The organism is Streptomyces sp. NPDC053426, from assembly GCF_055585405.1.
In genome coordinates, this window is the sequence record NZ_JBVJKE010000001.1 from 236,144 (window position 1) to 255,273 (window position 19,130).

Sequence of the window (19,130 nt, forward strand, 5' to 3'; positions counted from 1 at the left end):
ATGATCTTTTTTCCGGGTGGTCGGCGGAAGGCTCAGGCGGTCGCCGGGAAGGCACGGGGTGCCGCCGAGCGCGGTACCGGGGCGCTGGACGGGCGGCTGCCGGTCAGTGAGGGCGGGCGGCTGCTGCGGAAGGCGTTCCCGGACCACTGGTCGTTCTACCTGGGCGAACTGGCGCTCTACAGCCTGATCGTCCTGCTCGTCACGGGCGTCTACCTCACGCTCTTCTTCAAGCCGTCCATGGCGGAGGTCGTCTACGAGGGGTCGTACGTCCCGTTGCGGGGCATCCGGATGTCCGAGGCCTTCGCGTCCACCGTCGACATCAGCTTCGACGTGCGGGGCGGGCTGCTGATCCGGCAGGTCCACCACTGGGCGGCCCTGGTGTTCGCCGCCGCGATCGGGGCACACCTGCTGCGGATCTTCTTCACCGGCGCGTTCCGCAAGCCGCGCGAGGCGAACTGGATCATCGGGGTCACCCTGTTCATGCTGGCCCTGGCCGAGGGCTTCGCCGGTTACTCGCTCCCCGACGACCTGCTCTCCGGGACCGGGCTGCGGATCGCGCAGGGCATCATGCTGTCGATCCCGGTCGTCGGCACGTACGCGCAGATGTTCGCCTTCGGCGGCGAGTTCCCGGGGGACGACATCATCAGCCGGCTGTACTCGCTGCACATCCTGCTGCTCCCCGGGCTGATCGTCGCGCTCGTCGTCGTCCACCTGATCCTGGTCTTCTACCTCAAGCACACCCAATGGGCGGCGCCCGGACGGACGAATCGCAACGCCGTCGGCAAACCGATGTTCCCGCAGTTCATGACCACGTCCACGGGCCTGATGTTCATGGTGTCCGGGGTGCTGGCGTTCCTCGGTGCCGTCGCCCAGATCAACCCCGTGTGGACCTACGGGCCCTACCGCCCGGACCATGTGTCGACCGGTTCGCAGCCGGACTGGTACGTCGGCTTCCTGGAGGGATCGCTCCGGCTGATCCCGCGCTGGGAGACGGAGGTCGCCGGGCACACCGTGATGTGGAACGTGTTCCTGCCCGCCGTGGCGCTGCCGGCCGCCCTGTTCACGGTGCTGTACGCCTATCCGTTCCTGGAGGCGTGGGCGACGGGTGACCGGCGGGAGCACCATCTGTGCGACCGGCCGCGCGACCGGCCCGTGCGCACCGGCTTCGGTGTCGCCGGCACCTCCTTCTACGCCGTCCTGCTGCTGGCCGGCGGCAACGACATCATCTCCCTCGTCTTCGACGTCTCCCTCAACCTCCTGACGTGGATCTTCCGGATCTCCGCCCTCGTCGTGCCCGTGGCCGCCTTCATGGTCACCAAGCGGGTGTGCCTGGCCCTTCAGGAGGCCGAGTACGAGCGGATGGAGGAGGGCGAGGAGACGGGAGACGTACGCCAGTCGGTCGAGGGGGGATACGTGGAGAGCCGCCGGCCGCTGGAGGCGGCCGAGCGTCACACCGTGCTGCGCGGGAGCCTGCCGGTGCCGGCGCCGGCCGCCGACGGGCGGGGCGGACGTCTCGCGCGGCTGCGCGGGGTGCTGGGCACATGGGTCACCGGCCCGTCACGGCCGCGTCAGGCACCGCCCGGGGAGGACACGTCCGAGGTCACGGCCGGGGAACCCGCTCAGCGCGGCTCCTCTGCGGACGGCTCGCCCGGCTCCTGACGTCCCGCGTGCTCGAAGACCATGCCGAAGACACCCATTCCGAGCAGGCCGACCCCGATGAGCAGCAGCCACACGCCGTAGACCACGCCCACCGCCGCGACGCCGAAACCGCCGGCCAGTGTGATCGGCCAGGGGCTGTCGGGCGGGAAGAACTCCACCGGTCCGGCGGTGTCGGCCACCTCCGCGTCCCTCGTGTCCTGGGGCCGGCGCCCGCGCCGCCGGTACTGCACGGTGAGGAAGAAGGACACCAGTGCCGCCATCAGGAAGGCCACGATCAGGACGGCCGTACCGGCGGGGTCCCGGGCCCACGCCCCGTAGACGCTCGCCGTGACCCCGAAGAAGACGGCCACGCCGGCGAAGAGCACCGCCTCGGTCTTCATGAGCGCCACTCCTTCTCCGGGTGGTGCAGGTCGAAGGCGGGTGACTCGGAGCGGATGCGGGGCAGGGCGGTGAAGTTGTGGCGCGGCGGCGGGCAGCTCGTCGCCCACTCCAGGGACCTGCCGTACCCCCAGGGGTCGTCGGTGTCGGCCTTCCTGCCGTGCCGGGCGGTCTTCCACACGTTGTAGAGGAAGGGCAGGGTCGAGGCGCCGAGCAGCAGGGCACCGAGGGACGAGACGGTGTTGAGGGCGGTGAAGCCGTCGGCCGTCAGGTAGTCGGCGTAGCGGCGGGGCATGCCCATCTCGCCCAGCCAGTGCTGGACCAGGAAGGTGAGCTGGAAACCGATGAAGAGCGACCAGAAGTGGATCTTCCCGAGGCGTTCGTCGAGCATCCTCCCGGTGAATTTCGGCCACCAGAAGTAGAAGCCCGCGAACATCGCGAACACCACGGTGCCGAACAGCACGTAGTGCAGGTGGGCGACGATGAAGTAGCTGTCGGTGAGGTGGAAGTCGAGCGGCGGGGAGGCGATGATCACCCCGCTCAGACCGCCCAGCAGGAACGTCACCAGGAAGCCGACGGACCACAGCATCGGTGTCTCGAACGAGAGCGAGCCGTGGCGCATGATGCCGATCCAGTTGAAGAACTTCACCCCCGTGGGCACCGCGATCAGGAACGACATCAGGGAGAAGAAGGGCAGGAGCACCGCCCCGGTGGCGAACATGTGGTGCGCCCACACCACCGCCGACAACATGGTGATCGCGATCGTCGCGCCGACGAGACCGAGGTAGCCGAAGACCGGTTTGCGGGAGAAGACCGGCAGCACCTCGGTGATGATGCCGAAGAACGGCAGGGCGACGATGTAGACCTCGGGGTGTCCGAAGAACCAGAACAGGTGCTGCCACAGGATCGCCCCGCCGCTCGCGGGGTCGTAGATGTGCGCGCCGAGTTTGCGGTCGGCCTCCAGTGCGAACAGCGCGGCGGTGAGGACGGGGAAGGACGGCAGCACCAGGATCGACGTGAACAGCACGTTCCAGGTGAAGATCGGCATCCGGAACATCGTCATGCCGGGGGCGCGCAGACACAGGATGGTGGCGATGAGGTTGACCGCGGTCAGGGTCGTGGACACTCCGGTCACCACCAGGCCCATGGTCCACAGGTCCCCGCCCGCGCCGGGGCTGCGCACCTCGTCGGTGAGCGGCGCGTAGGCGAACCACCCGAACGAGGCGGCGCCGCCCGGTACGAGGAACCCGCTGACCACGATCAGCGCGCCGAACAGGTACAGCCAGTAGGAGAGGGCGTTGAGGCGGGGGAAGGCGACGTCGGGGGCGCCGATCTGCAGCGGCATGATCGCGTTGGCGAAACCGGCGAACATGGGTGTCGCGAACAGCAGCATCATGATCGTGCCGTGGATGGTGAAGAGCTGGTTGTACTCGTGCTCGGTGACGATCTGCAGCCCCGGACGGGCCAGCTCGCTCCGCATCAGCAGGGCGAGCACCCCGCCGAACAGGAAGAAGCAGAACGAGGTCACCATGTACAGGTTGCCGATGACCTTGTGGTCGGTGGTGCGGGTGAGCCGCACCAGTGCCCGTCCCAGGGGCGGGGCCACGGGACGGGCCGCCTGTACGCGGCCTTCCTGCAACTCGGTCACTTGCGACCGCCTCTCCGGTCGGCACGCCGTCGGCCGGTGACGGCCCTGTCACGGACGGCTGGGTCCCCTTCGTCCTCGGATCCGAAACGTGAGACTAGTCCGGTACGCCCACAACCGGCGTCCACGACACCGAAGGGACCGGGGGACGTGTGCGGGGGCCGCTCAGTGGGGGGTGCCGCGTTCCCGTCGCAGACGGCGCAGTACGACCGTCAGGTCCAGGAGGGCCGTCAGCGCGAGCACGCCGCAGACGACGGCGAGCAGGATCAGCGGGCCCCGGCCGGGGCTGTCGCCGGCGTCGGACCACGCGGCCCAGGTGCCGAACAGCGCGGTGCCCGCGAGGAAGAGGGGCAGGAAGACCGCGACGAGCAGCAGGCGCAGCCGCAGCGGGCTCCGCGCGGTGACCGGTTCGGTGCCGGTCCGCGGGAAGCGGCGGCCGATCGTTCCGGAGCGGGCCCGGGGGACCGGCTCGCGGGTGGGACCGGTACGGGGGTCACGCACGCCGGACACCTCCTCCCTCACGTTCGCGTCTGCCGGGTAGCCGCCGTCCCCGGTGACAAACCGGCGTTCGTTGGTGCGGACCCGTTCCGGGTACTCGTCCCCTGCCCGACCGCCGACCACCGCACCATGAGGAAGGACAGCGCCTCATGCAGCACGACGAGTTCATCGGAAAAGTGCAGGCTCTCACCCGGTTGCCGGACCGGGGAACGTCCGAGCGGGCGACCCGGGCCGTGCTGAGCACGCTGGCCGAGCGGCTGCCGTCCGGGCTGGCGGGCCATGTGGCCGCCCAGCTGCCGCCGACCCTGGCCGCGCCCATGCGGCAGACCACCTCGGGTGAGCGCTTCGACCTGACGACGTTCGCCGGGCGGATCGCCGGACGCGCGGAGACGGACGAGGACGCGGCCGTGCGCGAGGCCGCCGCCGTACTGGAGGTGCTCGACGCGGCCCTCACCCCGGAGCTGACGGAGAAGCTGGTCGCCGCGCTGCCCAGGGACATCGGCGGCCTGCTGCCCGTCGGCCGTGCCACCGACGACACCGACTGAGGAGGTGACCGGGCATGGTCTCCGAGTCCGTGACGGTTCCCTCGGGTGCGGCGGCCCTGTCCGGGGACCTCGTGGTCCCCGCCGGGGCGCGCGGGGTGGTGCTGTTCGCGCACGGCAGCGGCAGCTCACGGCTCAGCCCCCGCAACCGGGCGGTCGCCACCGCGTTGCAGGGGGCGGGGTTCGGCACGCTGCTGCTGGATCTGCTGACCCCGGAGGAGGAGCGCGAGGACGACGCGACGGGGCGGCACCGCTTCGACATCGGCCTGCTGGCCCGGCGGCTGGCGCATGCCGTCGACTGGCTGGAGCAGCGCCCGGACGGCATGGACCTTCCCGTGGGCCTGTTCGGGGCCAGTACGGGAGCGGCGGCGGCGCTGGTGGCCGCCACCGAGCGGCCGGGGCGGGTGTCGGCGGTCGTGTCGCGGGGCGGGCGCCCGGACCTGGCGGGCGACGCGCTCGGTCTGGTGGCGTGCCCGGTGCTGCTCGTGGTGGGCGGCGACGACGAGACGGTGCTCGGCCTCAACCGTGAGGCCGCCGTCCGGCTGTCCGCGACGCACCGCGTCCATGTGGTGCCCGGCGCGACCCACCTCTTTCCCGAACCCGGCGCGCTGGAGCAGGTCGCCGAACTCGCCGCCGGCTGGTTCCGCGACCATCTGTGACCGGGCGCGGGGCGGGCCGCGGCACGGTGTGTGCCGCGGCCCGCCCCGGTCTCAGCCCGTGCTGCAGGAGACGGTCGGCCAGTTCCAGTTGCCGTTGGCCATGATCGTCACCCCCCAGTTGTCGCCGCTGCCGTTGGGCTTGGCGACGAGGGTCTGGCTGTCGGGGTAGGACGCGCTGACGTTCCAGGTCGAGGAGACCTTCGCCGGGGACGGCACGTTCATGGTCACCGTCCAGTCGCTGCCGCCGCTGACCGAGACGTTGAGGTTGTAGCGGTCGCCCCAGCGGCTGCCCGCGGACAGGGTCGCGGTGCACGCGGTGCCGCCGCCACCGCCTCCTCCCCCGCCGCCGGAACCGTCGGGGGCGACGGCGCGGCCGGTCTGCGGGGAGATCATGCCCGCGCACAGGCCCCGGGAGGCCAGGTTCTGCGCGATGCGCGGGATCGCGGCGATGGTGTTGGCCGGCCAGTCGTGCATCAGGATGACCTGGCCGTTGGTGAGCCGGGAGGCGGCCTGCACGATGGCGTCGGTGCTCGCGTTGTTCCAGTCCTGCGAGTCGACGTCCCAGATGACCTCGGTCAGACCGTACTTGGCCTCGACCGCGCGCAGCGTCGAGTTGGTCTCGCCGTACGGCGGTCGGAACAGCTTCGGTGTGCCGCCGCCGGCGTTGGCGATCGCCTGCTGGGTGCGGGCGATCTCCGAGTCCATCTGGGACTGGCTCAGCTGGGTCATGTGGGGGTGGGTGTAGCTGTGGTTGGCGACCCACATGCCGGCGTCGACCTGGGCCTTGACCAGGGAGGGATTGGCGGCGGCGTACTGGCCCTGGTTGAACATCGTGGCCCGCAGCCCGTTCTGCTTGAGCGCGTTGAGCAGGTTCATGGTGCTGCCGGTCGACGGGCCGTCGTCGAAGGTGAGTCCGACGTAGCCGTTGCAGGCGGCGGCGTGCGCCGGTGCGGCGTCGAGGGTCGCGGTGGCGGTGCCGGCCAGGGTCAGCGCGGCGACGGCCAGCCCCGACACCAGGGACCGGGGGGCTTTTCCGGTGGTCATCTGCGGTGGTCCTCCTCGTGGTGGGGGTCAGCCTGCGCTGCAGGAGACCGTCGGCCAGGTCCAGTTGCCGTTGGCCATGATCGTCGCGCCCCAGTTGTTGCCGCTGCCGTTGGACTTGGCGACGAGGGTCTGGCTGTCGGGGTAGGAGGCGCTGACGTTCCAGGTCGAGGAGACCTTCGCCGGGGAGGGGACCCGCATCGTGACGGTCCAGTTGCTGGAGCCGCTCACCGAGACGTTGAGGTTGTAGCGGTCGCCCCACTTCTCGCCGGCCGACAGGGTCGCGGTGCAGCCACCGGTGTTGCCACCGCCACCACCGCCGCCACCGCCGCCACCGCCGCCGGAACTGCCTTCACTCACGGTGATGTTGGAGCTGCCGCTGCTCTGGTAGCCCTCGGTGGCCATGATCATGTAGTTGTGGTTGCCCAGGTTCATCCCCTTGCCGGCCCACGCGTCGAAGTGGTTGCCGCTGGTGATGGTGCCGCCCGTGCGCTTCGACTGCCGGACGCTCCAGTACTGGTCGAAGGTCCTGGTGCCCTCGATGGAGGGGGCGTTGTACCGGGTCGTCTTGTAGATGTCGTACGTGCCGCCGTCACTGGTGACGGTGCCCTTGTACTCGCCGGTGGGCCGGTAGGTGCCCCAGTTGTCGACGATGTAGTACTCGATGAGCGGGCTGGTGGTCCATCCGTAGAGCGTGAGGTACGCGTTGCCGGACGGGTTGAAGGAACCGGAGTAGTTGACGGTCTTGCGGCCGCCGGTGCTCCAGCCCTTGCCGGCCACGAAGTTGCCGGTGTTGCTCCACCGGGTGCTGTAGTTGCCGCCGGAGCCCAGGTCCATGGAGACGGTCCCCTGGGAGTCGGTCCAGAACGAGTACCACCAGCCGTTGTTGGTGCCGGTCTGGTTCGTGGTGACGGCGGTGGCGGTGGTGGCGGTCAGGAGCAGTGCGGTGACGGCGGCCAGCGCGATGGTCCAGGCGCTCCTGACGCTGAGCAGCAGGCGGCCGCGTCTGCGGCCCTTCGGATGTGCGGACACGTGCATGTGGTGCGCCTCCTGTGCGGCTCGGTGGGGGTTCGATGCCGGACAGTGTTGGTCTGCACGCGTCAACCGTCAACAGTTTCGGTGAATGTTTCGAAATCTTCGCTTGATCAAAAACTGGGCATGATTCACGTAAGCCCAGCTCAGCGGATGTACTTAACCGGTCAAATTCAGGGGTCCCGTACCGAGCGGCGGAGAGATGTCGAACTCTGATGCGAGGCAAGCGAAAGTTTCGTTCTCCCGGACGCGACCGGCGATGTCACCTGCCGGTCGCGGGCTCACGAGGGGATGCCGGGTCACGAGGGAATGCCGGGTCCGGAGGACGGTGGCCACGCCTCACGTGGGTGTCGTCCAGCGCGGGGCCGTCTTCGCCCAGGCCGTGTCCCAGTCGGCGAGGTTGCGGCGGCGCAGGGCCAGGCCGGTCAGGGCGTGGGCGGCGGCGCCGGTGAGGGCGACGCCGATGGCGGCGAGGAGGGCCCAGCCCATGGTGCGGCTGCGGACCTCCTCGCGGTTCAGCGGCCGGTCCGTCGCCTCGCCGTCGGCGGTGACCCAGATGCGTACGGTGCTGTCGGCGGTCAGCCCCGGCCGGACCTCCGCCCGGGTGGTGCGGGTCCGCCCCTCGCGGGTGACCACGCGGACCTCGACCGGGTAGCGGGTCTCCCTCTCCTCGTCCGAGCCCGGTTCGGGGTGGCGCGGGGCATCGTGGACGAGGGTCGCGTCCGTCTCGTACCGGGTCTGGTTCTGGTGGCGGGCGGTGTCCTCGTAATGCCGGCGGGCGGCGTCGCCGGCGAGGACGGCGGCCACGGGTGCCACGGCCAGTACGGCGATCAGCGCCCCGAGGCCGAGCCAGGCGTGGAGCGTGTCGGTGCGCCGGCGCAGGGGGTTGCGCCGCCAGCGCCACAGCAGGGGGCGCGGGGGCGGGCCCGGGGGCGGCTGTGCCGGAGGTATCTCGCCGGCCACGTCAAGGACTCCTTCCGGGGGCGGGGCGCGGGCGGTCGGGCCGGTCAGACGGTTCCGGTGACCGAGGGGTGGTGGTGCGCCGAGGCGAGGAGGCCGGCGGCGCCCCGGACGGCGGCGGTGTGCGGCGACGGGACCTGCTGGACCGCGCAGCCGAGGCCGGCGGGGAGGTCGCGGGTGATGTCGGGGCGCAGCGCGCCGCCGCCGGCCAGCAGGACGCCCCGGCGCAGGGCGGCACGGGTCAGCCCGGTGCGGTCCTGCCGCAGCATCGCGGTCACCATGTCGACCACCGCCGCGGTGATGTCGCCGGGCGACGTGCCGTCGGCCAGGTCGGCGGTGCCCAGCGCGGTGCGGCGGGCGTCGGTGACCGCGCCGTCCACGAGCAGCACCACCTCGGTGAGGTGGGCGCCGATGTCCACGACGAGCAGCGGCCGGACGTGGTCGGCGCCCGCCGCCAGGGCCACCGCGCGGGCGCCGGGGACGGTCAGTACGGCGCGCGGGCGGAGGATCTCGACGGCGGTGCGGGCGGCGGTCCGGAAGGCGAGCCCGTCCAGGACCGGCGCCGTGACGACGACCAGCGGGCGGCCGATCCGGGGCAGCCGGTGCCCGAGCAGCCGCTCCAGCATCCGTGCCGTACCGGGAGTGTCGACGATGGTGCCGCGCTGGATGGGGTGGATCGCGCCGGTGCCCGGGAAGGTCACGGTGGGCACGTCGAGGACCATGCCCCGTCCGGCGATCCACGCGCGTGTGCGGGCGCTGCCCAGGTCGAGAGCGATACCCGAGCAGCGCCGGCACAGCGGCCAGTGCCGGTGCCGTACCGGTGCCGGAAGGGAGCGCCGGATCACGGTCACCGGCCGGCCTCCCGCACCTGCTGGCAGCGCCCGCAGTAGCGGGCCTGGGGGACGATCAGCAGGCGGTGGCGTTCGACGGCGCGGCGGCACAGGTGGCAGGTGCCGTACTGCCCGGAGTCCATCCGGGCGAGCGCCGCCTCGACGTCGGCGAGCACCATGCGGGCGGACGCCGCGAGCTTGACGCCGACCTCGATCTGGGCGGCGTCCGCCTCCCGGCGCCGGTCGTCGGCACGGTTCGAGGAGTGGACGGCGAACTGCCGCAGCTGCTCCTGCCGGAACAGCCGCTGCTCGTGCAGGTTCTCGCGCAGCGCGGCGAGGTCCTCGTCGTCGAGGACCGTGTCGCGCTCGCCGATGGTCTGGTGGGTCACCACTGCACCCCTTGGGCAGAGCGGGAGAGAAGGACGACAGGATCTAGGAGCGGCCCTGGCAGGCGACGCAGTACCGGGTGTGCGGGAGGATTTCCAGCCGCTCCGGCGGTACGGCCTTGGAGCAGCCCAGGCAGGTGCCGTAGGTGCCGTCGTCGACGCGCGTGAAGGCCTCGTCGATCTCCTTCAGGACACGCTTGATGGCGTCCTTCTGGTTGGACATCAGGTGGTCGCCGGGACTCTGCCCCGTTTCGTCGAGGGCCTTGAGCTGTGCGAGCCGGGTCGTACGGGCGTGTTCGAGGCGCTGGCGGACCTCGTCGGCGGCCGGATGGGCGGTGCGGGTTTCGGTGCGGGGCAGGTCGAGCGACATGGCCGGTCCTCCTCGGGGACGGTGACGTACGGGGGTGACGTACGGGAGTGACGTACGGGTGTTGTCCCCACCCTCGCCCGTTCCCGTCCCGGTGCCCATCGGGCGCGGTACCCATCTGAGCGGGGTCCGAGGACCCACCCCGCCCGGTGTGGGTCGGGCGGGCCGGCGGAAATGGGTCGCGGGGCCCATCGACCGGGGGCCGCTCCTGGTGCAGGCTGGCCGGTGTCCGCCGGGACAAGGGGGCCGCAGCCGCACGGGATGGCGCGGTGACCGACAGTAGAGGCAGACGAGAAAGAGGAAGGCGTGACCTCCGTGTCCCTGTACTGGCGGATCTTCGGGCTCAACGCGGTGGTGCTGGGCAGTGCCACCGCGCTGCTGCTGTGGGCTCCGGTGACCGTGTCCGTTCCGGTGCTGCTGACCGAGGCGGTGATCCTGGTGGGCGGCCTCGGCGTCATGCTCGTCGCCAACGCGGCCCTGCTGCGCATCGGCCTCGCCCCGCTGGACCGGGTGACGCGGCTGATGACCACCGTGGACCTGCTGCGCCCCGGTCAGCGGCTGCCCGTGCGCGGTGGCGGCGAGGTCGCCGAACTGGTCAGCACGTTCAATTCGATGCTGGAGCGGCTGGAGGGGGAACGCGTCGCGAGCAGTGCCCGCGCCATCCTCGCCCAGGAGGGCGAGCGGCGCCGTATCGCCCAGGAGCTGCACGACGAGGTCGGACAGAGCATGACCGCCGTGCTGCTGGCGCTGAAGCGGGCGGCCGACGAGGCGTCCCAGCCGCTGCGCGGTGAACTCCAGCAGGCGCAGGAGATCACCCGGGAGAGCCTCGACGAGGTCCGCCGGCTGGTGCGCAGGCTGCGTCCGGGCGTCCTGGACGATCTGGGCCTGGTCAGTGCGGTCACCTCGCTGGCCACCGAGTTCGCCACGCACACCGGGCTGCGCGTGCTGCGCCGCTTCGACTCCGATCTGCCCGCTCTCGACCACGAGGCGGAGCTGGTGATCTACCGTGTGGCGCAGGAGAGCCTGACCAACGCCGCGCGGCACGCCGAGGCGCGGTGCGTGGAGGTGAGCCTGCGTGCCGCCGACGGGTGCGTCGTTCTGGAGGTGGGTGACGACGGCCGCGGCATCGGTGCCGCCCGCGAGGGCGCCGGGCTCCGCGGGATGCGGGAGCGGGCCCTGCTGATCGGGGCCGGGCTGGACATCTCCGGCCCCGGCGAGACCTCCGCGACACCGGCCGGTACCCGGGTCCGGCTGACCGTGCCCACTCTCAGGAAGCAGTCATGAACCACCAGGACACCCAGGACACCCACGACGACCGCCGGACGGACACCACGATCCGGATCCTGCTCGCCGACGACCACGCGCTGGTGCGGCGCGGTGTGCGGCTCATCCTCGACCGGGAGCCGGACCTGGAAGTGGTCGCCGAGGCGGGTGACGGCGCGGAGGCGATCGCCATGGCCCGCACCCACGACGTCGACCTGGCCGTCCTGGACATCGCCATGCCGCGGCTGACCGGTCTGCAGGCCGCCCGCGAGCTGACCGCGCTGAGGCCGGGGCTGCGCATCCTGATGCTGACGATGCACGACAACGAGCAGTACCTGTTCCAGGCGCTCAAGGCCGGGGCCGGCGGTTATGTGCTCAAGTCCGTCGCGGACCGGGACCTGGTCGCCGCCTGCCGGGCCGCGATGCGGGACGAGCCGTTCCTGTACCCGGGTGCGGTGACCGCCCTGATCCGCAACTACCTCGACCGGGTCCGGCACGGCGAGGAGGCGCCGGAGCAGTTGCTGACTCCGCGCGAGGAGGAGGTGCTCAAGCTCGTCGCCGAGGGGCATTCGTCGAAGGAGATCGCCGAGCTGCTGTTCATCAGCGTCAAGACGGTCCAGCGGCACCGCGAGAACCTGCTGCACAAGCTGGGGCTGCGGGACCGCCTCGAACTGACCCGTTACGCGATCCGCGCCGGGCTCGTCGAGCCTTGACCGCCGACCGGCGGGGACGCTCCGCCCGCCTTCCGTCCCGGGCCGCCGCGGCGGCCCTCGCCGCGTTCGCGGCCGTCCTGCTGACCCTCGGGTTCACCCACGGCGCGGAACTCTCCCCCGCCGCCTCCTCCTCCGCCGCCTCGGCGTACCAGTCCGACACCCGTCCTTACGGCGACGACGCCTACGTCGGCGCCCGCACCCCGCTCACCAGGCCGGAACGGGACGCCGGTGAGCGGACGGTGCCCGCCGGTCATCTGCTCTTCACCGCGGCGCACACGCCGCCGGTCCCGCCCCGGCCGGCCCGGCCCGCTCCGGCGGCCGGGCACGCGCCGCCCGCCGCCGCGCACATGCCGTCGGACCTGGGGCGCGCCCCGCCCACGGCCTCCAGCACCTGAGATCCCCTCTTCCTCTTTTCCGCGTGCCTGCTGGAGGCATCTGTGAAACGTCCCGCCCGCGTCAGGGCGTTGTTCGCGCTCGCCGTGATCGCCCTGTCCGTGTTCGTCGCCGTCACCGTCCCGGTCCGTCTGGGCCTGGATCTGCGGGGCGGCACCCAGATCGTGCTGGAGACCCGTTCCACCGAGACCGTGAAGGCCGACGCCGAGGCCACCGACCGCACCCTGGAGGTGCTGCGCGGCCGGGTCGACGCGCTCGGCGTCGCCGAACCGAGCATCGTCCGCTCCGGGGACGACCGGATCATCGTCGAGCTGCCCGGCGTACAGGATCCGCGCAAGGCCGCCGACGTCCTCGGCCGTACCGCGCAGCTCTCCGTGCACCCGGTGCTCGGCACCGCCACCGGGTCCGACAAGGCGCAGAAGGAGGGCGAACGCGTCCTGCCCGACGAGCAGTCCGGTGAACGACTCCGGCTGGCCGCCGCGGCGCTCACCGGCCAGGACGTCAAGGACGCCGAGGCCCGCTTCGACCAGCAGGGCGGCGCCGGCTGGCACGTCACCGTGGACTTCAAGGACGACAAGGGCTGGGCGAAGCTGACCGGTGAGGCCGCCTGCCACCCGGCGGGCGACCCGCAGCGCCGGGTGGCGATCGTGCTGGACGGCAAGATCATCTCCTCGCCGCAGGTCGATCCGTCCGTCGCCTGCAACACGGGTATCACCGGCGGGTCCACCCAGATCACCGGCTCCTTCACCAGCGACGATTCCAAGGAGCTCGCCCTGCTGGTCAAGGGCGGCGCCCTGCCGGTGCCGGTCGAGACGGTCGAGCAGCGGACCGTGGGCCCGACGCTGGGCGCCGAGGCCATCGAGGCCAGCGCCTGGGCGGCCGTCGTCGGCACCGCGCTGACCGCGCTCTTCATCATCGTCGTCTACCGGCTGATGGGCGTTCTGGCCACCCTGGCCCTGCTCTGCTACGGCCTGATCTCCTACGCCGGTCTGGCGGCCCTCGGCGCGACCCTCACCCTGCCCGGTCTGGCCGGTTTCGTCCTGGCCATCGGTATGGCCGTGGACGCCAACGTGCTGGTCTTCGAACGGGCCCGGGAGGAGTACGGCAAGCGCAACCGGCCCAGCGGCCGCTCGGCCCTGACCGCCGGTTTCAAGGGCGCGTTCAGCGCCATCGCGGACTCCAACGTCACCACGCTGATCGCGGCGGTGCTGCTGTTCCTGCTGGCGTCCGGTCCGGTGAAGGGCTTCGGTGTCACGCTGGGCATCGGTGTCATCGCCTCCATGATCAGCGCCCTGGTGATCACCCGGGTGCTCGCGGAGTTCGCGGTGGCCCGCCGCTGGGTGCACCGGCGTCCGAAGTTCACCGGTCTGGCCTCCATCGGCCGGGTCCGTACGTACCTGACCCGCCGCGACCCGCAGCTCATGCGGCGCCCGCGCCGCTGGCTGGCGGTGTCCGCCGTGGTGCTCGTCGTCGCCGGCGCGGGCATCGTGGTGCGCGGGCTGAACTTCGGGGTGGAGTTCACCGGCGGCCGTCTCATCGAGTACTCCACCGGTGAGACCGTCGACCCGGACCGGGCCCGGGAGGCGCTGGCCGACGCCGGCTTCCCGCAGGCGGTCGTGCAGTCCTCCGGGGACGACAAGCTGACGGTGCGCATCGAGGAGCTGACCAACGCGGAGGCGGTCGAGGTGGCCGACGCCATCGCGGAGGTCGGCGGCGGGGCGGAGAAGGTCCGCGACGAGCTGATCGGCCCGAGTCTCGGCGACGAGCTGCGGCGCAACGCGCTGATCGCGCTCGGTCTGGCGCTCGGCGCCCAGCTGCTGTACCTGGCGTTCCGGTTCCGCTGGATGTTCGGTACCGGGGCGGTGGCCGCCCTGGCGCACGACGTGGTGATCCTCGCCGGCATCTTCGCCTGGCTGGGCAAGCCGATCGACGGCGTGTTCCTGGCCGCGCTGCTCACCGTGATCGGTTACTCGGTGAACGACTCCGTCGTGGTCTTCGACCGGATCCGCGAGCTGTGGCGCAAGGACGGCAAGGCGCCGCTGGCCCAGGTCACCAACCAGGCGATCCTGCAGACGGTGCCCCGGACGGTCAACACCGGTATCGGTGTGATCTTCATCCTGGCCGCGCTGGCCCTGCTGGGCGGCGACTCGCTCACCGACTTCGCGCTCGCGCTGCTGATCGGCATGCTCGTGGGCACGTACTCGTCGGTCCTGACCGCCTCGCCGCTCGCCGTCGTGCTCGACGCGTACTCCGGTGGCGGCAAGGGCGGCCGGGGCCGTGGCCGGAGCCGTTCCGGACGGGCGAAGTCCGGCGCCGCGGAGCGCCCGGACCGGACCGAGGCCGCCGCGCGGGCACGGTAGGAACGGGCAGGAGCGGACGGAAGGGGCGGGCCACCCGGAGGCGGCCCGCCCCTTCCGTTTCCGTCCGGCGGCGCCGCTACGCCACCGCCGCCTCCCCCGGCTGCCGTTCGAACTGGGTGCGGTACAGCTCGGCGTAGCGGCCGTCGGCCGCCAGCAACCGCTCGTGCGTGCCGCGTTCCACGATCCGGCCGGCCTCGACGACCAGGATGAGGTCGGCGGCGCGGACGGTGGACAGCCGGTGCGCGATCACCACCGCCGTCCTGCCCTCCAGCGCCTCCGCGAGCGCCTCCTGCACGGCCGCCTCGGAGGTGTTGTCCAGGTGGGCGGTGGCCTCGTCGAGGATGACGACGCGCTGGCGGGCCAGCAGCAGCCGGGCGATGGTCATGCGCTGGCGTTCGCCGCCGGAGAGCCGGTAGCCGCGTTCGCCGACCACCGTGTCCGGGCCGTCGGGCAGGGACCGTACGAGGGCGTCGAGGCGGGCCCGGCGCAGGGCTTCCCACAGGTCGGACTCGCTCGCGTCCGGCCGGGCCAGGAGCAGGTTGGCGCGCACCGTGTCGTGGAAGAGATGACCGTCCTGGGTAACCATCCCGACAGTGGCGCGCAGGGAGGCGGCGCTCAGGTCGCGGACGTCGACGCCGCCCACGCGTACGGCGCCGGAGTCGACGTCGTACAGCCGTGGCAGGAGCTGGGCGACGGTCGACTTGCCCGCGCCGGAAGAGCCGACGAGGGCGACGGTCTGCCCGGGTTCGGCGCGGAAGGAGATGCCGTGCAGGACCATGTCACCGCCGCGCTGGTCGAGGGTGGCGACCTCCTCCAGGGAGGCCAGGGAGACCTTGTCGGCGGACGGGTAGCCGAAGCGGACGTCGTCGAACTCGACGGCGACCGGGCCCTCGGGCACCTCGCGCGCGTCCGGCCTCTCCCGGATCAGCGGTTCGAGGTCCAGGATCTCGAAGACCCGCTCGAAGCTGACCAGCGCGCTCATCACCTCCACCCGTGCCCCGGCGAGCGAGGTGAGCGGCGCGTACAGCCGGGTCAGCAGCAGCGCCAGCGCCACGACGGCGCCCGGCTCCAGGGTGCCGCCCAGGGCGAGCCGGCCGCCGAGGCCGTAGACCAGGGCGAGGGCGAGGGCGGAGACGAGGGTCAGCGCGGTGATGAACACCGTCTGCGCCGTGGCCGTACGCACCCCGATGTCCCGCACCCGGCGGGCGCGGACCGCGAACTCCTCCGACTCCTCCTCGGGGCGTCCGAACAGCTTGACCAGGGTGGCGCCGGGTGCGGAGAACCGCTCGGTCATCCGGGTGCCCATGGCCGCGTTCAGGGCGGCGGCCTCGCGCTGCATCCCGGCCATGCGGCGGCCCATGCGGCGGGCCGGGATCACGAACACCGGCAGCAGGACCAGCGCGAGCAGGGTGATCTGCCAGGACAGGGTGAGCATCACGGCGAGGGCGAGGACCAGGGTGACCAGGTTGCCGACCACGGTGGACAGGGTGTTGCTGAAGGCGCGCTGGGCGCCGATGACGTCGTTGTTGAGACGGGAGACGAGCGCTCCCGTACGCGTGCGTGTGAAGAACGCGACCGGCATCCGCTGTACGTGGTCGAAGACCGCTGTCCGCAGGTCGAGGATGAGTTCCTCGCCGAGGGCCGCCGAGAGTCTGCGGCCGAGTACGCCGAGGGCCGCCTCCACGACCGCGATCAGCGCGATGAGCAGGGCCAGCCGGACCACCGTGGCCTCGTCGCCCGCGGAGACGATGGTGTCCATGACGCGCCCGGCGAGTACGGGGGTGGCGACGGCGAGCGCCGCGGTCGCCGTGCCGAGGAGCACGAACAGGATCAGACGGCGGCGGTGCGGGCGGGCGAAGGCGCCGATGCGGCGCAGCGTCGCCCTGCTGAGGGGGCGGTGCTCGTCCTCGGCGGTCATGACGCTGCGCAGTTGTGTCCACGCTGTGGTCTCCATGCTCATGCGGACGAAGGTAGGACCTCGAGCATGATTGAGGTCAAGGGCGATCCGGCCTCGCCGCCCGGCCGTCAGCGGGCGTCCGGGCCGCCGCAACCCGCCGTTGGTGCCCGGCGGGCATCCTCGGTGGCCGTGACGGGGACGATCCGCCGGGTCCTGTGCGTGCTGCCGCTGCTGCTCGTGACCGTGGTCGCGGTGCGGCACCGGTCGGTGCTGGCCGAGGGGTTCGCCCAGCTGGCGACCGCCCGGTGGCCCTGGCTGCTGGCCGCGGCGGGCGTGACCTGTCTGACCTGGGTGGCGGCCGCGTGCACCCGGCAGGGCGCGGTGCTCGAACGGCTGCCCCAGAAGCGGTTGTTGGCCACCCAGTTCGCGGCGGGCGCGGCGAACCACCTGCTGCCGACGGGGCTGGGGGCGAGCGCGGTCAATCTGCGGTTCATGACGGTGTGCGGGCTGCCGCCGGCCCGCTCCTCGGCCGCGCTGGCGCTGTATCTGCTGGCGGAGTCCGTCGGCCGGGTGGGGCTGCTGGCGGCCCTGCTCGTGGCGTTCCCCGGCGCGCTGCGGTTCGGTTCCCTGCTGCCCGAGGGGGCGTTCGGCCCGCTGCTGCTCGCGGTCGGCGCGGTGCTGGTCGTCGCGGCGGGCGCGCTCGTGGCCGTACGGCGGCTGCGGCGGGCGGTGGGGGCGTTCCTGCGGACGGCGCTGGGCGAGGCGCGGTCGGTGCACGCGCTGCCCTCCCGGGCGCTGGCGCTGTGGGGCGGGGCGCTGGCCTTCCCCGCGCTGCAGGCGACCGTGCTGGTTCTGGTGGGCCTGGCGTTCGGGCTGTCGGTGCCGCCGGCGCACATGGCGGTGGCGTATCTGGCGGCGACGGTCGCGGTGGCGCTGGTGCCGACTCCGGGCGGGATCGGCTCGGTGGAGGCGGCGCTGGTCGTGGCGCTGGTGGCGGTGGGCGGGGCCGCCGCGCCGGCCACGGCGGTGGTGCTGGCCTTCCGGGTCATCACGGTGTGGCTGCCGCTGCTGCCGGGGGCGTTGACGCTGGGCGTGCTGGTGCGGCTGAAGGTGATCTGACCAGCGGGGAGAGGCCGTGGCCGGTACGAACTGCCCTGCGGGATACGGCAGGATGAGCGATCGCGCCGACCGCCGGTCAGGGACGGCCGGCGCGACGTACATCCCGTAGAAATCGAGCAGGTGACGACACGTGACACGACTTCGCATACGGCCGTCGGCCAGGGCGTTCGCCGGAGGTGAGCGGTGACCCGCGCGCTCACCGGGCACGACCTGCTGTACGCCGGCATCGCCCTCGCGGCCGGTCTGCTGGCCGCCTTCCTGCTGCGGATGCTGCTGCGCTGGCTCGGCCGGCACGCGGACCGCACCCGCTGGCGCGGGGACGACGTCCTCGTCGACGCGCTGCGCATGATCGTGCCGTGGGCGGCGATCGCGGGCGGTGCGGCCTCCGCGGCGGCGGCGCTGCCGCTGACCCGGACCGTGCAGCACAACGTCAACCAGACGCTGACGCTGATGGTCATCTTCGCCGCGACCATCTCGGCGGCCCGGGTGGTGGCGGGGCTGGTGCGCTCGGTCACCCAGTCCCGCTCCGGGGTCGCCGGGTCGGCGACCATCTTCATGAACATCACCCGGATCCTGGTCCTGGCGATCGGTTTCCTGGTGGGGCTGCAGACGCTGGGCATCTCGATCGCCCCGCTGCTCACCGCCCTCGGCGTCGGCGGTCTGGCGGTCGCGCTGGCGCTGCAGGACACGCTCGCCAACCTGTTCGCGGGCATCCACATCCTCGCCTCCAAGACCGTGCAGCCCGGGGACTACATCCAGCTGAGCAGCGGCGAGGAGGGCTACGTCGAGGACATCAACTGGCGCCAGACGACCGTCCGCAACCTGTCCAACAACCTGGTGGTCATCCCGAACGCGCAGCTCGCCAAGACGAACATGACCAACTTCATGCGTCCCGAGCAGCGGCTGACCATCCTGGTGCAGGCCGGGGTGTCGTACGACAGCGACCTGGAGCAGGTGGAGCGGGTCACCATGGAGGTCGTCGCCGAGGTGATGACGGAGATCACCGGCGCCGTGCCGGAGCACGAGCCCGCGGTGCGTTTCCACACCTTCGGGGACTCCCGCATCGGCTTCACCGTCATCCTGGGCGTCGGCGAGTTCAGCGACCAGTACCGGATCAAGCACGAGTTCATCAAGCGCCTGCACCGCCGCTACCGCGAGGAGGGCATCCGCATCCCGTCGCCGGCGCGGACGGTGGCGCTCCAGCAGGGCTCCGTGGTCTTCCCCCAGCAGCGCGACGCGGACGCCGCACCGGACGACATGACCGCCACCCGGCCGATCTGAGCGCACCGGCCGGGTGATCTCCCGCCACGCCGACGAGGATCGTGGCGGGAGGTCGGCCGGAACTCGGCGCGGACCCCTGTCGAGCCCCGGTCGATCACGAGATATCT

General features: G+C 72.0%; 19 protein-coding genes. 9 read left to right on the plus strand and 10 right to left on the minus strand.

What is annotated here, in order from left to right; genetic code table 11:
• Positions 1-1,659, plus strand: a complete 1,659-nt coding sequence (gene qcrB / locus ACZ62B_RS00930; RefSeq protein ID WP_468882176.1) for a cytochrome bc1 complex cytochrome b subunit — start codon at positions 1-3, stop codon at positions 1,657-1,659.
• Here the strand turns inward: qcrB and ctaF are convergent.
• The 3 genes from ctaF to ACZ62B_RS00945 form a co-directional block, all read right to left on the minus strand.
• The gene (gene ctaF, locus ACZ62B_RS00935) at positions 1,620-2,039 is read right to left on the minus strand and encodes an aa3-type cytochrome oxidase subunit IV (protein WP_344559976.1); all 420 of its coding nucleotides are present in this window, start codon (positions 2,037-2,039) and stop codon (positions 1,620-1,622) included. The genes qcrB and ctaF overlap by 40 nt on opposite strands.
• The gene (gene ctaD, locus ACZ62B_RS00940; RefSeq protein ID WP_468882469.1) at positions 2,036-3,643 is read right to left on the minus strand and encodes an aa3-type cytochrome oxidase subunit I; all 1,608 of its coding nucleotides are present in this window, start codon (positions 3,641-3,643) and stop codon (positions 2,036-2,038) included. The genes ctaF and ctaD overlap by 4 nt, the downstream gene beginning before the upstream one ends.
• 204 nt (positions 3,644-3,847) lie before the next feature.
• Positions 3,848-4,183: a DUF6343 family protein gene (locus ACZ62B_RS00945; protein WP_468882172.1), complete on the minus strand. Its 336-nt coding sequence runs from the start codon at positions 4,181-4,183 to the stop codon at positions 3,848-3,850.
• Between the two features lie 146 nt (positions 4,184-4,329).
• Between ACZ62B_RS00945 and ACZ62B_RS00950 the strand changes: the two genes are divergently transcribed.
• Positions 4,330-4,725, plus strand: a complete 396-nt coding sequence (locus ACZ62B_RS00950; protein ID WP_344559978.1) for a DUF2267 domain-containing protein — start codon at positions 4,330-4,332, stop codon at positions 4,723-4,725.
• A gap of 14 nt (positions 4,726-4,739) precedes the next feature.
• Positions 4,740-5,381, plus strand: a complete 642-nt coding sequence (locus tag ACZ62B_RS00955) for a dienelactone hydrolase family protein (RefSeq protein ID WP_468726121.1) — start codon at positions 4,740-4,742, stop codon at positions 5,379-5,381.
• A 51-nt stretch (positions 5,382-5,432) separates the two neighbouring features.
• Here ACZ62B_RS00955 and ACZ62B_RS00960 read toward each other — a convergent pair whose 3' ends face one another.
• The 6 genes from ACZ62B_RS00960 to ACZ62B_RS00985 all read right to left on the minus strand — a co-directional run bounded on the left by ACZ62B_RS00960 (position 5,433) and on the right by ACZ62B_RS00985 (position 10,000).
• Complete coding sequence (locus ACZ62B_RS00960; protein WP_468882486.1) at positions 5,433-6,425, minus strand: polysaccharide deacetylase family protein; 993 nt, start codon at positions 6,423-6,425, stop codon at positions 5,433-5,435.
• A 27-nt stretch (positions 6,426-6,452) separates the two neighbouring features.
• On the minus strand, positions 6,453-7,460 hold the full coding sequence (locus ACZ62B_RS00965) for a glycoside hydrolase family 11 protein (protein WP_344559981.1): 1,008 nt from the start codon (positions 7,458-7,460) through the stop codon (positions 6,453-6,455).
• 333 nt (positions 7,461-7,793) lie between these two features.
• Positions 7,794-8,417, minus strand: coding sequence for an Rv1733c family protein (locus ACZ62B_RS00970; protein WP_344559982.1), 624 nt, complete (start codon positions 8,415-8,417; stop codon positions 7,794-7,796).
• A gap of 44 nt (positions 8,418-8,461) precedes the next feature.
• Complete coding sequence (locus tag ACZ62B_RS00975) at positions 8,462-9,265, minus strand: rod shape-determining protein (RefSeq protein ID WP_382054088.1); 804 nt, start codon at positions 9,263-9,265, stop codon at positions 8,462-8,464.
• Positions 9,262-9,633 (minus strand): TraR/DksA family transcriptional regulator, encoded by a 372-nt coding sequence (locus tag ACZ62B_RS00980; protein ID WP_201263131.1) that lies wholly within the window; start codon positions 9,631-9,633, stop codon positions 9,262-9,264. Before ACZ62B_RS00980 ends, ACZ62B_RS00975 begins: the two co-directional genes overlap by 4 nt.
• A gap of 43 nt (positions 9,634-9,676) precedes the next feature.
• On the minus strand, positions 9,677-10,000 hold the full coding sequence (locus ACZ62B_RS00985; protein WP_344559984.1) for a TraR/DksA family transcriptional regulator: 324 nt from the start codon (positions 9,998-10,000) through the stop codon (positions 9,677-9,679).
• Between the two features lie 303 nt (positions 10,001-10,303).
• On the opposite strand from ACZ62B_RS00985, the gene ACZ62B_RS00990 reads away from it, so the two are divergent.
• Genes ACZ62B_RS00990 through secD form a run of 4 tightly spaced genes read left to right on the plus strand, consistent with a single transcriptional unit; the run spans position 10,304 to position 14,726 of the window.
• Entirely contained in the window at positions 10,304-11,281 is a 978-nt protein-coding gene (locus ACZ62B_RS00990; protein WP_344559985.1) for a HAMP domain-containing sensor histidine kinase, read from the plus strand.
• The gene (locus ACZ62B_RS00995) at positions 11,278-11,973 is read left to right on the plus strand and encodes a response regulator transcription factor (RefSeq protein ID WP_344559986.1); all 696 of its coding nucleotides are present in this window, start codon (positions 11,278-11,280) and stop codon (positions 11,971-11,973) included. Before ACZ62B_RS00990 ends, ACZ62B_RS00995 begins: the two co-directional genes overlap by 4 nt.
• Positions 11,970-12,368, plus strand: coding sequence for a hypothetical protein (locus ACZ62B_RS01000; RefSeq protein ID WP_469689072.1), 399 nt, complete (start codon positions 11,970-11,972; stop codon positions 12,366-12,368). The genes ACZ62B_RS00995 and ACZ62B_RS01000 overlap by 4 nt, the downstream gene beginning before the upstream one ends.
• A 42-nt stretch (positions 12,369-12,410) precedes the next feature.
• Positions 12,411-14,726 carry a protein translocase subunit SecD gene (gene secD / locus ACZ62B_RS01005; protein WP_344559988.1) on the plus strand — a complete coding sequence of 772 codons (2,316 nt, stop codon included), beginning with the start codon at positions 12,411-12,413 and terminating at the stop codon, positions 14,724-14,726.
• A 76-nt stretch (positions 14,727-14,802) separates the two neighbouring features.
• Here secD and ACZ62B_RS01010 read toward each other — a convergent pair whose 3' ends face one another.
• Positions 14,803-16,686 (minus strand): ABC transporter ATP-binding protein, encoded by a 1,884-nt coding sequence (locus ACZ62B_RS01010; RefSeq protein WP_344559989.1) that lies wholly within the window; start codon positions 16,684-16,686, stop codon positions 14,803-14,805.
• 156 nt (positions 16,687-16,842) lie between these two features.
• Between ACZ62B_RS01010 and ACZ62B_RS01015 the strand changes: the two genes are divergently transcribed.
• Positions 16,843-17,742 (plus strand): lysylphosphatidylglycerol synthase transmembrane domain-containing protein, encoded by a 900-nt coding sequence (locus ACZ62B_RS01015; protein WP_344560071.1) that lies wholly within the window; start codon positions 16,843-16,845, stop codon positions 17,740-17,742.
• Between the two features lie 183 nt (positions 17,743-17,925).
• Positions 17,926-19,023: a mechanosensitive ion channel family protein gene (locus ACZ62B_RS01020; protein WP_344559990.1), complete on the plus strand. Its 1,098-nt coding sequence runs from the start codon at positions 17,926-17,928 to the stop codon at positions 19,021-19,023.
• Positions 19,024-19,130 lie beyond the last annotated feature (107 nt).